We start from the raw sequence: 15,574 nt of genomic DNA, 5'->3' as shown, positions 1-15,574 counted from the left end.
GATGCGGTAGCATGGGCTGGGATGAATGATGAAAGCCGGTATGATCGTGGCAACCGCACGAGAGGCAGCATGACGCGCACGATGACATCCGACCCCCTCCCGCCACTGCTTGAAAATCCCGACCCTAAGACGCTCGCAAGAGAAGTCTTGATGGCCCTCAAATACAGGGTCGGCAAGGACACCACCGTCGCCACCCAGTACGATTGGCTGACCGCCTCGATCAAGGTCGTGCGCGACCGCATCGTCGATCGCTGGATGCAGGCGACGAAAGAGGCCTACGCCCAGCAGGAAAAGCGCGTCTATTACCTCTCGCTGGAGTTCCTCATCGGCCGCCTGATGCGTGACGCCTTCTCCAATCTCGGCCTGATGGAGAACATGCGCGAGGCGTTGTCGTCGCTGGGTGTGGAACTCGACCTCATCGCCACGCTCGAGCCGGATGCAGCACTTGGCAATGGCGGCCTCGGCCGGCTCGCCGCCTGCTTCATGGAAAGCATGGCCACCGTCGATATTCCCGCGCATGGCTACGGTATCCGCTACGCCAACGGCATGTTCCGCCAGGAGATACATGACGGCTGGCAGGTAGAATTGCCCGAAACTTGGCTCGATCACGGTAACCCCTGGGAGTTCGAACGCCGCGAACGGTCGTTCGAGGTCGGGTTCGGCGGCTCGGTGGAATCGGTCACCACCAGGGATGGCCGGCTGGAACGCCATGTCTGGAAGCCGACCGAGCATGTGCTGGCCGTCGCCTACGACACACCTGTCGTCGGCTGGCGGGGGAACCGCGTCAACACCTTGCGGCTTTGGTCGGGCATGCCGGTCGATCCGATCCTGCTCGACAAGTTCAATGCTGGCGACCACATCGGCGCACTCGCCGAAAGCAACAAGGCCGACGCGTTGTCGCGCGTGCTCTATCCCGCCGATTCCCACATGGCAGGGCAGGAACTCAGGCTGCGGCAGGAATATTTTTTCTCCACCGCCTCTTTGCAGGACATCGTGCAGCGGCATCTCAGTCAATATGGCGACCTGAAGTCGCTGCCCGACAAGGCGGCAATCCACCTCAATGACACCCATCCGGCGATCGCCGTGCCGGAGCTGATGCGCCTCCTGATGGACGTCCACGGCATGGATTTCGACCAGGCCTGGGACACCACCAAACGCACCTTCGGCTATACCAACCACACGCTGCTGCCGGAGGCGTTGGAAAGCTGGCCGGTGCCGCTGTTCGAGCGGCTTTTGCCGCGCCACATGCAGATCGTCTACGCCATCAATGCGCAGGTGCTGCTCGAGGCGCGCGCCACCAATCAGTTCTCCGGCGAGCAGATCAGCCGCATCTCGCTGATCCAGGAGAATGGCGACCGTCGCGTGCGCATGGGCAATCTCGCCTTCGTCGGCTCGCATTCGATCAATGGGGTCTCTGCGCTGCACACCGAGCTGATGAAGGAAACGGTGTTCGCCGACCTGCACACGCTTTATCCCGACCGCATCAACAACAAGACCAACGGCATCACGCCGCGGCGCTGGCTGATCCAGTGCAACCCAGGTCTGACCGCACTCGCCCGCGAGGCGATCGGCGACCGCTTCCTGGATGACATCGACGCCATCAAGGGGCTCGATGCCTTTGCCGCCGATACCGCTTTCCGCGAAAAATTCGCCGGAGTGAAGCGGCAGAACAAGGTGAAGTTGGCCAATCTCGTCGCCGACCGGCTCGGCATCAGGCTTGATCCCTCGGCGCTGTTCGACATCCAGGTCAAGCGCATCCACGAATACAAGCGCCAACTCCTGAACATCCTCGAGGCGGTCGCGCTCTACGACCAGATCCGCTCGCACCCGGAGCGCGACTGGATGCCGCGCGTGAAATTCTTCGGCGGCAAGGCGGCGCCCAGCTACCACAATGCCAAGCTGATCATCAAACTGGCCAACGACGTTGCCAGGGTCATCAACCGCGATCCGGCCGTTCGCGGCTTGCTCAAGGTGGTGTTCGTGCCGAACTACAATGTCAGCCTCGCCGAGATCATGATGCCGGCCGCCGACCTCTCTGAGCAGATATCGACCGCCGGCATGGAGGCTTCGGGCACCGGCAACATGAAGTTCGCGCTGAACGGCGCGCTGACCATTGGCACGCTCGACGGCGCCAATGTCGAAATCAAGGAGTGCGTCGGCGACGACAACATCTTCATCTTCGGCCTGACCACGGCGGAGGTCGCCGAGCGCCGCAACAATGGCTACGATCCGCGTGGCGTCATCGAGGCATCGCCCGAACTGTCGCAGGCGCTCGCGGCCGTTTCATCGGGCGTCTTTTCGCCCGATGATCCCAACCGCTACCGCGATCTCATCAATGGTCTCTACGACAGCGACTGGTTCATGGTCGCGGCGGATTTCGACGCCTATGCCGCTTGCCAGCGAGACGTCGATGCCGTCTGGCGCAACAGTCCGGACTGGTACGCCAGGGCAATCCGCAACGTCGCGCGCGTCGGCTGGTTCTCTTCCGATCGCACGATCCGCCAATACGCGAAAGACATCTGGAACGTACCTGCCTGATGTGATTGCATGAGGCCACGAACGATGTAGTCCGGGGTGTGAGTTCAAACGCCGAATTTATACCTTAAAACAAACATTTGGTGCCCGGGGAGGGACACTGCCCGATGAGGAAACCGCGCGCGACCGCTGCGACAAGCGGGCCGGACGGATCGGCCCCGGCCAGCGATGTCGCGGCGATTGTCGCCGGCACGCACGGCAATCCGTTTGCGGTCCTCGGCGTCCATGAGGTGGGCAAGAACCTGTTTGCCCGCTGTTTCGTTCCGCATGCGGAGTTCGTCACCGCCTATACGCTGACCGGCATGATTGCTGGTGAACTGTCCAGGCGTGACGATGGCGGCTTTTTCGAAGGCAAGCTGTCGATCAAGAAGCGCCAGCCGTTGCGCTATCACGCCAGGAATGCCGGGGGCGACTGGTGGTTGACGGATCCCTATTCTTTCGGCCCGGTGCTCGGTCCGATGGACGATTACTACATTGCCGAGGGCTCGCATCTGAGGCTGTTCGACAAGCTCGGCGCGCATGTCATCGAGCACGAAGGCGCCACCGGCGTGCATTTCGCCGTCTGGGCCCCCAATGCAAGGCGCGTCTCGGTGGTCGGCGATTTCAACGACTGGGACGGCCGCCGCCATTCGATGCGCGATCGCCGCGACACCGGCATCTGGGAGGTATTCATCCCCGATATCGGCGCCGGCAGGCCCTACAAGTACGAGATCATCGGCCCCGATGGCGTGAGGTTGCCGCTGAAGGCCGATCCGTTTGCCTTCAAGTCCGAACTGCGCCCGGCGACCGCTTCAGTGACCGCTGCGTCGCCCGCCCATCAATGGGGCGACGAGGCGCATCGGACTTTCTGGCGCAATGCCGATCCCCGGCGCGAGGCCATCTCCATCTACGAGGTCCATGCCGGCTCCTGGCAGCTTCGCGACGATGGAACGTTTCTGTCATGGGATGAACTGGCCGACCGGCTGATCCCCTATGTCGTCGAGACCGGCTTCACCCACATCGAGTTCATGCCGATCTCCGAACATCCCTATGATCCCTCCTGGGGCTACCAGACGACAGGCCTCTATGCGCCATCGGCGCGCTTTGGCGACCCGGCCGGCTTTGCCCGCTTTGTCGACGGCGCCCACCGTGCCGGCGTCGGCGTCATCCTCGACTGGGTGCCGGCGCATTTTCCGGTCGACGAGCACGGCCTTGTCCATTTCGACGGCACTGCGCTCTACGAGCATGCCGATCCGCGCCAGGGCTTTCATCCCGACTGGAACACCGCGATCTACAATTTCGGCCGCCGCGAGGTGGTGTCGTTCCTGGTCAACAACGCGTTGTTCTGGGCCGAAAAATATCATGTCGACGGCCTGCGCGTCGACGCGGTCGCCTCGATGCTCTACCTCGATTATTCGCGCAAGGCAGGCGAATGGATTCCTAACGAGAAGGGCGGCCGCGAGAACCTCGAGGCGGTCAGCTTCCTGCAGAAGATGAACAAGGAGCTCTACGGCCACCATCCGGGCGTCATGACCATCGCCGAGGAATCGACCTCGTGGCCGAAGGTCTCGGCTCCGGTCCATGAAGGCGGGCTGGGCTTCGGCTTCAAGTGGAACATGGGCTTCATGCACGACACGCTGGAGTATTTCTCCAAGGAGCCGATCTTCCGCAAACACCACCACAACGACCTTACCTTCGGCCTGGTCTATGCCTTCTCGGAGAATTTCGTGCTGCCGCTCTCGCATGACGAGGTCGTGCACGGCAAAGGCACGCTGCTTGGCAAGATGGCCGGCGACGACTGGCAGAAATTCGCGACATTGCGCGCCTACTACGCTTTCATGTGGGGCTACCCCGGCAAGAAGCTGCTGTTCATGGGCCAGGAGTTCGCGCAGCGCCGCGAATGGAGCGAGGCGCGCGCGCTCGACTGGAATCTTCTCGATTTCCGCTCGCATCGCGGTGTCTGGCAGGTGGTGCGCGACCTCAACTATCTCTACCGCTCGCGACCGGCCCTGCACGGCCGCGACTGCGAGCCGGAAGGCTTTTCCTGGCTGATCGTCGACGACAGCCAGAATTCCGTCTTCGCCTGGCTGCGCAGCGCGCCGGGAGGCAATCCGGTCGCGATCATCTCCAATTTCACGCCGGTGCCGCGCGACAACTACCGCGTCCCGCTGCCGAAAGCCGGCACATGGCGCGAGATCATCAACACGGACGCTTCCGAATATGGCGGATCCGGCAAGGGCAATGGCGGCGCCGTCGAAGCGCGGGCGGAGGAAGGGGGCATCTCCGCAACGATGCTCTTGCCGCCGCTGTCGACGATCATGCTTGAACTGGTCGCGGAACAAGCCATGTCGAGACCGGGTAACTTGGGAGGGTAGAAAATGGCAAACTCGAAACGAACCCAGCCGCTGGCCCGCGACGCCATGGCCTATGTGCTGGCCGGCGGGCGCGGCAGCCGCCTCAAGGAACTGACCGACCGGCGCGCCAAGCCGGCGGTCTATTTCGGCGGCAAGACGCGCATCATCGATTTCGCGCTCTCCAACGCCCTCAACTCCGGCATCCGCCGCCTTGGGGTTGCAACCCAATACAAGGCGCATTCGCTGATCCGCCATTTGCAGCGCGGCTGGAACTTCCTGCGGCCCGAACGAAACGAAAGCTTCGATATCCTGCCGGCCAGCCAGCGCGTGTCGGAAACCCAGTGGTATGAAGGCACGGCCGACGCGGTCTACCAGAACATCGACATCATCGAGGCCTATGGCCCCGAATACATGGTCATCCTCGCCGGCGATCACATCTACAAGATGGACTACGAGCTGATGCTGCGCCAGCATGTCGACGCCGGCGCCGATGTCACCGTCGGCTGCCTCGAAGTGCCGCGCATGGAGGCCACGGGCTTCGGCGTCATGCATGTCGATGCCAAGGACAACATCATCGCCTTCGTCGAAAAGCCGGCCGACCCTCCCGGCATTCCAGACAAACCGGAGTTTGCCCTGGCCTCGATGGGCATCTACGTGTTCAAGACCAAGTTCCTGATGGAGCAGCTGCGCCGCGATGCGGCCGAGCCCGGTTCAAGCCGCGACTTCGGCAAGGACATCATCCCCTATATCGTCGAGCACGGTAAGGCGATCGCCCACCGCTTCGCCAAGTCCTGCGTGCGCTCGACCGCGGAAAATGAGGCCTACTGGCGCGATGTCGGCACCGTCGATGCCTATTGGGAAGCCAATATCGACCTGACCGACGTGACGCCCGAACTCGACCTCTACGATCGCGACTGGCCGATCTGGACCTATGCCGAGTTGAAGCCGCCGGCGAAGTTCGTGCATGACGAGGATGGACGGCGCGGTTCGGCCGTGTCCTCGCTGGTATCGGGCGACTGCATCGTCTCGGGTGCGACGCTCAGGAAAAGCCTGATCTTCACCGGCGCGCGCATCAATTCCTATTCGACGCTGGAAGAAGTGGTCATGCTGCCCGACGTCCATGTCGGCCGGAACGCAACGTTGAAGCGCGTCGTCATCGACCACGGTGTAAGGATACCGGAAGGGCTGGTGGTCGGTGAGGATCCCGTGCTCGACGCCAAGCGCTTCCGCGTTTCGGAAAAGGGCATCTGCCTGATCACGCAGGACATGATCAACAAGTTGTCAGCCTGATCAGTTTGATCAACAAGTTGTCAATCCGATCGGGTTGATCAACAAGCTGTCACTTTAGGGTGGTTTGTGCATGTCCTTGCCCCAGAACCGCTGCACGGTTTGGGCTACATGCACCAGGAGCGGTTCGGTAAGCGCATGCAGGTTCTGTCGGTCACGCCAGAGATCTTTCCGCTGATCAAGACCGGCGGGCTTGCCGATGTGACCGGCGCGCTGCCCGTCGCGCTGGCCGCCAAAGGCGTGACGATGCGCACGCTTATTCCCGGTTTTCCCATGGTGATGGACGCCTTCAAGAAGAAAAAGTCTGTCTACAAGTATCCGCTGCTGCAGGGCGGCAAGGCTTCGGTCCATTCTGTCCAGCTTGCCGGGCTCGATCTTTTCGTGCTCGATGCGCCGCATCTGTTCGATCGTCCCGGCGGTCCTTATGGCAATGCCGCGGGTGCCGATTGGCCGGACAATTGGCGCCGTTTCGCAGCGCTCAGCCAAGCCGGCGCCGACATCGCCGGCGGTGCCATCTCCGGTTACATGCCCGATATCGTGCATGCCCATGACTGGCAGTCGGCGATGACGCTGGCCTATATGCGCTATGGCAAGGCGGTCGGCACACCGTCGATGATGACTGTCCACAACCTCGCCTTCCAGGGGCAGTTCGGCGCCGGCATCTTCGGCGAACTCGGACTGCCGACGGCGGCGATGGCGCTTGACGGCGTGGAATATTATGGCGGCGTCGGCTTCCTCAAGGCCGGCCTGCAGGCTGCCTGGGCAATCACCACCGTCAGCCCGACCTATGCGCAGGAAATCCGCTCACCGGAATTCGGCATGGGTCTCGACGGCCTGATCAACATGCGCTCCAGCGATCTCTATGGCATCGTCAACGGCATCGACACCGCCATCTGGAACCCGGAGACCGACAAGCATCTGGTGTCGAACTATACAGCCGCCTCGCTCAAGGCGCGCGCGCCCAACAGGGCCGCTGTCGAGGGCCGTTTCGGCCTCGATCGCGACGGTAGCCCGATCGTCTGCGTCGTCAGCCGCCTGACCTGGCAGAAGGGCATGGACATACTGGCGACGGCGGTCGACGGCATCGTTGCGACGGGCGCGCGGTTGGCTATTCTGGGTTCGGGCGATGCCGGCCTCGAAGGCGCGCTGCTCGCCGCCGCCGCACGCCACCGCGGCCGTATAGGCGTCGTCGTGGGGTATGACGAAGGCCTGTCTCACGTCATGCAGGGCGGCTGCGACGCCATCGTTATCCCGTCGCGCTTCGAGCCTTGTGGACTGACGCAGCTTTATGGCCTGCGCTATGGCTGCGTGCCGGTGGTCGCCCGCACCGGGGGGCTCGCCGACACCATCATCGACGCCAACGAGGCGGCGATTGCCGCCGGCGTGGCGACCGGGTTCCAGTTCGCGCCCAGCGACGGCGGCGCGCTGCTTCATGCCATCCGCCGCCTGGCCGAGGCCCATGCCAGCCCCGCGATCTTCGAGGCCATCCAGCGCCAGGGCATGAAGACCGACCTGTCCTGGGACCGAAGCGCTGACAAATACGTTGAACTCTATCGCCTGCTGCTTTCGAAAAGGGTTGCTTGAAGCATGATACGCACCGTTCCCACCAAACCCTATTCCGACCAGAAGCCCGGCACTTCGGGGCTGCGCAAGAAGGTGCCTGTGTTCCAGCAGGAGCACTATGCCGAGAACTTCATCCAGTCGATCTTCGACGCGCTGGACGGGTTCAAGGGCAAGACTCTGGTGATCGGCGGCGACGGCCGCTTCTACAATCGCGAGGTCATCCAGAAGGCCATCGCCATGGCCGCCGCCAACGGATTCGGCAAGGTGATGGTCGGGCAGGGCGGCATCTTGTCGACGCCGGCCGCTTCGCATGTCATCCGCAAGTACAAGACGTTCGGCGGCATCATCCTGTCAGCCAGCCACAATCCGGGCGGCCCGCACGAGGATTTCGGCATCAAGTACAATGCCGGCAATGGCGGCCCGGCGCCGGAAAAGCTGACCGATGCGATCTTCGCCAGGACCAAGGCGATCTCCAGCTTCAAGACCGTCGACATCGATCCGATCGACATCGACGCGATCGGTACCGTCAAGGCCGCCGGCATGACGGTCGAGATCATCGATCCGGTCGTCGACTATGCCGAGCTGATGGAAAGCCTGTTCGATTTCGACGCGCTGCGCAAACTGTTCAAGTCGGGCTTTCGCATGCGCTTCGACGCCATGCACGCGGTGACCGGCCCCTACGCCAAGGAGATCCTCGAACACCGGCTTGGCGCGCCCGACGGCACCTGCCGCAACTTCAAGCCGCTGCCGGATTTCGGCGGCCACCATCCGGATCCGAACCTGGTCCATGCCAAACATCTCTATGACGAGATGATGGGACCGGACGCCCCGGATTTCGGTGCCGCTTCCGACGGTGACGGCGACCGCAATTTGATCATCGGCAAGGGCATTTTCGTCACCCCGTCGGATTCTGTCGCCATGCTCGCCGCCAACGCCCGCCTGGCGCCGGGCTACAAGGAAGGCCTGAAGGGCATTGCGCGCTCGATGCCGACCAGTGGGGCCGCCGACCGCGTCGCCGAAAAACTCGGCATTGGCATGTATGAGACGCCGACCGGCTGGAAATTCTTCGGCAATTTGCTCGACGCCGGCATGGCGACGATCTGCGGCGAGGAAAGTGCGGGCACCGGCTCCAACCATGTGCGCGAGAAGGACGGCCTGTGGGCCGTGCTTTTGTGGCTCAACATCCTCGCCGCGCGCGGCGAGAGCTGTAAGCAGATCGTCACCGAGCACTGGGCGACCTACGGCCGAAACTATTATTCGCGCCATGACTACGAGGAAGTCGAGAGCGGGCGCGCCAATGCGCTGGTCGACGAACTGCGCGCCAAGCTTGGCTCGCTGCCGGGCACCAGCGTGCGCGGCCTGAAGATCGCCAATGCCGACGACTTCACCTATCACGATCCGGTCGACGGTTCGGTGAGCGAGCATCAAGGCATCAGGGTGCTGTTCGAAGGCGGCTCGCGCGTCGTCTTCCGGCTTTCCGGCACGGGCACCTCGGGCGCCACCTTGCGCGTCTACATCGAGCGCTACGAGCCGGACAAGGCCAGGCACGATCTCGATACGCAGAAGGCGCTCGCCGATCTGATCGCGGCAGCGGATGACATCGCGGGAATTAGGAGCCACACCGGCCGCGACAAGCCGAGCGTGATTACTTGAGCGTGGCGGTGGCTTCACCCTCCCCCTTGTGGGGAGGGTCGATCCGCGTAGCGGGTCGGGGTGGGGGTGCTCGTAGAGGGCTTTGCCGGCGTCACCCCCCACCCCGCTCACTTCGTTCGCGACCCTTCCCACAAGGGGGAGGGTGGAGGACGCGCCGATGACCTCACTAGGCGCCACCATCACCCCCGACGGCATCCGCTTTGCCGCCTGGTCCTCGTCGGCGCGCCGCCTCTGGGTCTCGATCTTCGACGAACAGGGAAACCGCGAACTCGACCGGCTGGAGCTGAAAGCGGAAGGAGAGGGGGTGCATGCACTCTTCGTCTCCGGCCTTGCCGAGGGCACCCGCTACGGTTTCCGCGCCGATGGCGATTACGCGCCCGAGCGCGGATTTTGGTTCGACCCCGACAAGCTGCTGACCGATCCCTACGCCGCCGAGATCGATCGGCCCTATGCCTATCACTGGCGTCTCGCCGCGCGGCGCAACGAAGGTGCCGACACCGCGCCGCTGATGCCCAAGGCGGTGGCGAAAGCCTTGCTCACGGCTGTGCCTGTGCCGCCGCCGCTGTTCCGTCCGGGCGGCCTGATCTACGAAGTGCCGGTGCGCGCCTTCACCAAGCTGCATCCGGATGTGCCGGAAAAACAGCGCGGCACGACCGCCGCGCTTGCTCATCCGGCTATCGTCGAGCACCTGCGAAGGCTCGGCGTCTCCGCCGTCGAGCTGATGCCGGTGACGGCATCGATCGACGAGCGGCATCTGCCGCCGCTCGGGTTGAGCAACGCCTGGGGTTATAACCCTGTCACCTTCATGGCACTAGACCCGCGCCTGGCCCCTGGCGGCCTGGCCGAATTGCGCGATACCGTTGCCGCGCTGCGTGCGGCCGGCATCGGCACCATTCTCGACCTTGTCTTCAACCACACGGGCGAAAGTGACAGGCTCGGTCCGACATTGTCGCTGCGCGGCCTCGACAATCAGGCTTATTACCGGCACCGGCCGGATGGCAGGCTGGTCAATGATACTGGTACCGGCAACACGGTCGCCGGCGATCACCCGGCGGTGCGGGAAATGGTGCTCGACACGCTTCGCCATTTTGTCCGCCATGCCGGCGTCGACGGTTTTCGTTTCGACCTGGCACCGGTGCTGGGGCGCGTCAACGGCACATTCGAAGCGCAAGCGCCGTTGCTGGAGGCGATGCGCGAGGATGCGCTGTTGGCCGGCCGTGTGTTGATCGCCGAGCCCTGGGACATTGGTCTCGATGGCTATCAGCTCGGCAACTTCCCCTCCCGCTTCCTGGAATGGAACGATCGTTATCGCGACGATGCCAGGCGCTTCTGGCGCGGCGATGCCGGCATGGTTGGTACGCTGGCGACACGACTTGCCGGTTCGTCCGATATTTTCGGCAGGGGCGGCCAGCCCGCCAGCCGCACGGTGAATTTCATCGCGGCCCATGACGGCATGACGCTGGCCGACATCGTTGCTTATGAGGAGAAGCATAACGAGGCCAATGGTGAGCAAAATCGCGATGGCCACAACGAGAACCTGTCCTGGAACAACGGCGTCGAGGGCGCGACGGACGACGCGGCAATCGCGAAGGCGCGCTTCAGCGACCAGTGTGCGCTGCTCGCCACGCTGTTCGCCTCGCGCGGCACGATCATGCTGACGGCCGGCGACGAATTCAGCCGCAGCCAGCAAGGCAATAACAACGCTTATGCGCAGGACAACAACGTCACCTGGCTCGACTGGAAGGGGCGTGACCAGGCGCTGGAAGGCTACGCGCGTGCACTGGCCGCCTTGCGCCGCGCGGTGCCGGCGCTCTCTAATACAGATTTCCTCACCGGCCAGCCGCTGGCCGGGTCGGACACTGCCGACGCCGCCTGGCTCACCGAGACGGGGGCGCTGCTCGGCGAGGCGGAGTGGAACGATCCCGCCCGGCATCGCCTCGTCATGCTGCTCGGCGGCGTGGATGGCCGGCTTGCCGTCATGGTCAATGGCGATCGCCGCCAATGCATCTTCACATTGCCCGCGCGAGACGGATTCCGATGGCATCCCGCCATCGAAGCGCAAGCAGTTGATCTTTCTCGCGCGCTGCCGGGCCGCAGCGTGAATTTCATGATCGAGCGCAGGACGGAAGGGCCCAGACAGGGAAAGGGTCGTGATGACTGACGACAATGCCGAGCGAGCGGCCGACTGGTGGCGCGGTTGCGTCATTTACCAGGTCTACCCGCGTTCCTTCCAGGACACGACCGGCGACGGCAGCGGCGATCTCGCCGGCATCACATCAAGGCTCGCCCACATTGCCTCGCTCGGCGCCGATGCCGTCTGGCTGTCGCCTTTCTTCAAGTCGCCGATGGCCGATATGGGCTACGACGTGTCGGATTATTGCGACGTCGATCCGATGTTCGGCACGTTGGAGGATTTCGATACACTGGTTGCCGAAGCGCACCGGCTTGGCCTGAAAATCATCATCGACCAGGTGCTGTCGCACTCCTCCGACAGGCACGAATGGTTCGTCGAAAGCCGCGCCAGCCGCGACAATCCAAAGGCCGATTGGTACGTGTGGGCCGACGCCAGACCGGATGGTGGTGTGCCCAACAACTGGCTGTCGGTCTTCGGCGGCCCCTCGTGGGAATGGGATGCGACCCGCCGGCAGTACTATCTGCACAATTTCCTCGCTTCGCAGCCGGATCTCAACTTTCACAACCCGGAGGTCCAGGACGCGCTTCTGGATACAGTGCGGTTCTGGTTGGAGCGCGGCGTCGACGGCTTCCGGCTGGACACCGTCAACTACTACGTCCACGACCGCTGGCTGCGCAGCAACCCGCCCTTGGCGTCGAGCGTTGCAGGCACCAACACCGAGACCAACACCTACCTCTACCAGGAGCACCTGTTCGACAAGACGCAGCCGGAAAATCTAGCGTTCCTGCGGCGCTTTCGGGCGCTGCTCGACGAGTACGGGGATCGCGCCGCCGTCGGCGAAATCGGCGATGAGGGGCGGTCCCTACAGACGCTGGCCGCCTACACCTCCGGCGGCGACAAGCTGCAGATGTGCTACACCTTCGATCTGCTTGGCCCGCAATTTTCGGCGGCGCATGTGCGCGGCTGTGTCGAGGCTTTCGAAAACGCTGTCGTAGATGGCTGGGTCTGCTGGGCGTTTTCCAACCATGACGTCATGCGTCATGTCAGCCGCTGGACGCGGCCGGGCGGCGATCCTGACGTGGTGGCCAAATTCTCGATCATGCTGCTCTCTTGCCTGCGTGGCTCGATCTGCCTCTACCAGGGCGAGGAACTCGGTTTGCCGGAGGCGGAACTTGCCTATGAGGACCTGCGCGATCCGGTAGGCATCCGCTTCTGGCCCGGTGTGAAGGGAAGGGATGGCTGCCGCACGCCCATGGTCTGGGAGTCCGGCGCCGATAATGCGGGCTTCTCCACCGGTAAACCCTGGCTGCCGGTGCCGGAAAGCCATCGCGCTCGCGCGGTCGATGTACAGAGCGGCGATGAGCAATCGGTACTTTCCGCCTACCATTCGGCACTCGCTTTGCGCAAGCGGCATCCGGCGCTGGTCGGCGGTTCGATCCGCTTTCTCGACGCCGAAGGCGACGTGCTGGCCTTTGTCCGCGAGCATGGCGATGAGAGGCTGCTTTGTGCCTTCAATTTCGCCGGGGAACCGGCCAATTGGCCGCTGCCGCAAGACTTAGGAGCGGTTGCGAAACTTGGCGGCGATGCCTCGCTCGCCGGAGAAGCCGTGCTTTTGCTGCCGACACTCGGATGCTTTCTTGGACACCTTGCCTAGATCAGCGCGTGCCGGCCATCTTACTGGACAAGCACGGCACGTCCGCACGTTGCGCCGGTGACCCGGACGTCGGCTTCACCGAGACGCACGCCAAGAGCTCCGAGCAGATTGGTAAGCAACGTGTCGACCGGGGCCGCCACGCTGTTCAGAAGCGCCACCACCGGCGGCTTCACAAATCCCAGAAGGCTGTTCAGGTTCAGCGGCAGACCGAGTAAATTCGCCGTCAGCGACAAATCGCTGACCAGCGACGTAGTCAACGACTGGGTAAAATTTTGCGTGTAAGCGGTCCTTATCGTCTTGGCATCGATATCGGCCTTGTTGAAAGTCAACGTCGTCGGCGTGTTGTTGGCCATGTCGAACGCCGCTGAGCCCACCACCGACAGCACCGGGATGATCAGAAGTTTCACGCTCGCGATTTCCGTGTTGGAAAACGTCTCCTTGTTGGTGACATCGGCAAAGCCGGCGCTGCTGCTGTCGCCGAGATGCCCTTCGACGATACCGGGACGAGTGGCGATGGTCACCTTGATGCTGCTGGGGCCTGTCGGACAACTTATGTCGGTGAGCTTGGCCTCGGCATAGGCGACTTCGACATGCAGAGGCAGACTGACCGACACCAGGGTGATACCGCCTCCGACATTGCTGTTGCCGGCTCCGATCTTCACCACCAGCTTGATGCGGGTCTGGGCCGTCCGCACAATGGTGCCGACTTCGCCAACCTTCAGCCATGGCGAGGATTGCGGCGGTTCGCCGACGGCGATGACGAGCGTGCTCGACAGCACCCCCGGTATGCCGGTGCTGAGACCGAGGTCGATCTGCTTCGAACCGTTTGCCAGTTCGGCGGCGGCCATCAGCATTCCCATCGCGCTGGCGTCAACGCCAAGGCCGGCTGGCCTCTGCCCGAGGCCAAGTCTGCCGAGGGGGCCGAGGTCAATGAGATGGCTGAGCGGAATCTTGACCGTGTTAGTCGATTTGCTTGCCATGGTTTGCAAGGCGACCTTGGCCGTGTTGCCGAGCCCGGGAACATTGGCCATGGCGGTGGCGATCTGGCCGACTGTAGCCTTTGAGGCCAGAACGTCCGAATAGGTCACGCCCGTCAGGTTCAATTGCACCGCCAGGGCATCGACGAAGGAAAGCACGCTGACATCGGCGGAGATCAATCCGTTGTAGTCCATGACGCTGAGCGAGATGTTGCCGCCTAGGAGGCCGCCGAGAAGCGCGTTGAGGATGGGGCTGTTGCTGGTATTGACGCTGAGCAACCTCGATCCGACCGAGAAAGTGGCCTGTGGCGTCATGCTGGCGGTGGCTTCGGTGCCAATGATGGGCGTTGGGATCAGCGAGCTTGCGAAATAGCGGTTGGGGATCTTGCGCAGGGTCACATGAACCGCGTTGTAAGGGGTTACGCCTGCTTGGAAGCGTTGATCCACATTGACCGAGGATGCCCCTGCATATCGGCCCCGCGTGACCGTCACGACGGTTTTGCCCACCGCCGCGGGAATGGTTTGACCCGAGCCCTGAACGACGACACCTGGCATCCCGTTGTCGGTGAGCGTGGTCAAGACCGCGGTCTGGACGTTGTTGATGTTCGAAGCCGCGGTGATCGCTGCCAGGTCGACCATCGCCTGTGCTTCTCGGCGCTCGGTGTAAATGGAGGCCTCGTCGATCGCCACCGCTGCCAGCGCCAGCGCGACCGGCGCGCTCAACGCCGTCATCACCGTGAAATTCGCTCGCCGGTCACCAAGCATCAGGCGTGCAAGCCTGCCGACCTTCAAGTGCGCGCAGAGCAGCATTCAGATGCCCCCGACCCTGATCGATGATTGGCGTTTGATCGTTGTACCCGGCATGGCTATGCCCGGAAAGAGATTCCAGATCGGCAGGTTTCGGGCATCGTACTGGATCGACACCACGAACTGATTGCCGTCCGCCGTGCTGTCATTGGCCTGATAAGTCAGCTTGCTGGCGTCGACGAAGGGATATCCACCGGCATTATTGGCGAGAAACGAGGCCACGAGCGTCTGCCGCTCGGTCTGGTTCAGCCCCGAGATGGCCGTCCGGGCGGCGTCCGCCGCGATCTGCTGTATTGAATTGGCCGCGCCGAAATAGATACCGTATGCAACCATTCCGAGCAGGAGAAGGATGAATATCGGTGATAGCAGAGCGAACTCAACCGCCGAAGTTGCCGAAGTGTCTGTCTGGAATCGGCGCCCCTGGATCCGGCGAATGAGGTTCTGAACCATGCCGCCGAGCATGCCAAAGTTCGCATGCAAAAAGCGAAAACTCTAGGCGCAACCTGGAAGTGTGTATGATTGAAAAGCTACGCTAATTTAGCCGCGGCTTCTTTGATTCCTGGCTATTGACTTAGGGTCAATCAGTACTCGGTTGAAAAGAGCTTGCCGCCTGTCTAGTCTTCTGCCACCA

9 protein-coding genes are annotated in these 15,574 nt (G+C 62.8%); 7 read left to right on the top strand and 2 right to left on the bottom strand.

From position 1 onward, the window contains the following. Window positions 1-69: 69 nt before the first annotated feature. From LB541_RS01145 to LB541_RS01115, 7 genes are all read left to right on the top strand, one after another. Entirely contained in the window at window positions 70-2,538 is a 2,469-nt protein-coding gene (locus tag LB541_RS01145) for a glycogen/starch/alpha-glucan phosphorylase (RefSeq protein WP_140559414.1), read from the top strand. 104 nt (window positions 2,539-2,642) lie between these two features. Next, complete coding sequence (gene glgB, locus LB541_RS01140; RefSeq protein ID WP_140559415.1) at window positions 2,643-4,889, top strand: 1,4-alpha-glucan branching protein GlgB; 2,247 nt, start codon at window positions 2,643-2,645, stop codon at window positions 4,887-4,889. Window positions 4,890-4,892: 3 nt separating this feature from the next. Then, complete coding sequence (glgC, locus tag LB541_RS01135) at window positions 4,893-6,158, top strand: glucose-1-phosphate adenylyltransferase (protein ID WP_140559416.1); 1,266 nt, start codon at window positions 4,893-4,895, stop codon at window positions 6,156-6,158. Window positions 6,159-6,293: 135 nt separating this feature from the next. Beyond that, entirely contained in the window at window positions 6,294-7,739 is a 1,446-nt protein-coding gene (gene glgA, locus LB541_RS01130; RefSeq protein WP_140494814.1) for a glycogen synthase GlgA, read from the top strand. A gap of 3 nt (window positions 7,740-7,742) precedes the next feature. Then, on the top strand, window positions 7,743-9,371 hold the full coding sequence (locus LB541_RS01125; RefSeq protein WP_140494811.1) for an alpha-D-glucose phosphate-specific phosphoglucomutase: 1,629 nt from the start codon (window positions 7,743-7,745) through the stop codon (window positions 9,369-9,371). A 157-nt stretch (window positions 9,372-9,528) separates the two neighbouring features. After that, window positions 9,529-11,532: a glycogen debranching protein GlgX gene (gene glgX, locus LB541_RS01120; RefSeq protein ID WP_224617628.1), complete on the top strand. Its 2,004-nt coding sequence runs from the start codon at window positions 9,529-9,531 to the stop codon at window positions 11,530-11,532. Beyond that, window positions 11,525-13,159, top strand: a complete 1,635-nt coding sequence (locus LB541_RS01115) for an alpha-glucosidase family protein (RefSeq protein WP_224617626.1) — start codon at window positions 11,525-11,527, stop codon at window positions 13,157-13,159. The genes glgX and LB541_RS01115 overlap by 8 nt, the downstream gene beginning before the upstream one ends. Before the next feature lie 20 nt (window positions 13,160-13,179). On the opposite strand, the gene LB541_RS01110 is transcribed toward LB541_RS01115, so the two are convergent. Together LB541_RS01110 and LB541_RS01105 are read right to left on the bottom strand one after the other, a co-directional pair. Then, window positions 13,180-14,946 carry a TadG family pilus assembly protein gene (locus LB541_RS01110; RefSeq protein ID WP_224617624.1) on the bottom strand — a complete coding sequence of 589 codons (1,767 nt, stop codon included), beginning with the start codon at window positions 14,944-14,946 and terminating at the stop codon, window positions 13,180-13,182. Next, window positions 14,947-15,393 (bottom strand): TadE/TadG family type IV pilus assembly protein, encoded by a 447-nt coding sequence (locus LB541_RS01105; RefSeq protein WP_318012594.1) that lies wholly within the window; start codon window positions 15,391-15,393, stop codon window positions 14,947-14,949. Between the last annotated feature and the right edge of the window lie 181 nt (window positions 15,394-15,574).

The sequence above is a fragment of the Mesorhizobium sp. BR1-1-15 genome, assembly GCF_020165475.1.
Taxonomy (GTDB): Bacteria; Pseudomonadota; Alphaproteobacteria; order Rhizobiales; family Rhizobiaceae; genus Mesorhizobium.
The sequence above is the reverse complement of the archived record's forward strand: the minus strand, read 5'-3'. Positions and strand labels throughout refer to the sequence as shown.

Coding starts and splice junctions, on each gene's coding strand:
- glgB (WP_140559415.1), top strand. CDS start 2,643: ATGAGGAAACCGCGCGCGACCGCTGCGACAAGCGGGCCGGACGGATCG.
- LB541_RS01125 (WP_140494811.1), top strand. CDS start 7,743: ATGATACGCACCGTTCCCACCAAACCCTATTCCGACCAGAAGCCCGGC.
- LB541_RS01145 (WP_140559414.1), top strand. CDS start 70: ATGACGCGCACGATGACATCCGACCCCCTCCCGCCACTGCTTGAAAAT.
- glgA (WP_140494814.1), top strand. CDS start 6,294: ATGCAGGTTCTGTCGGTCACGCCAGAGATCTTTCCGCTGATCAAGACC.
- glgC (WP_140559416.1), top strand. CDS start 4,893: ATGGCAAACTCGAAACGAACCCAGCCGCTGGCCCGCGACGCCATGGCC.
- glgX (WP_224617628.1), top strand. CDS start 9,529: ATGACCTCACTAGGCGCCACCATCACCCCCGACGGCATCCGCTTTGCC.
- LB541_RS01110 (WP_224617624.1), bottom strand. CDS start 14,946: ATGCTGCTCTGCGCGCACTTGAAGGTCGGCAGGCTTGCACGCCTGATG.
- LB541_RS01115 (WP_224617626.1), top strand. CDS start 11,525: ATGACTGACGACAATGCCGAGCGAGCGGCCGACTGGTGGCGCGGTTGC.
- LB541_RS01105 (WP_318012594.1), bottom strand. CDS start 15,393: ATGGTTCAGAACCTCATTCGCCGGATCCAGGGGCGCCGATTCCAGACA.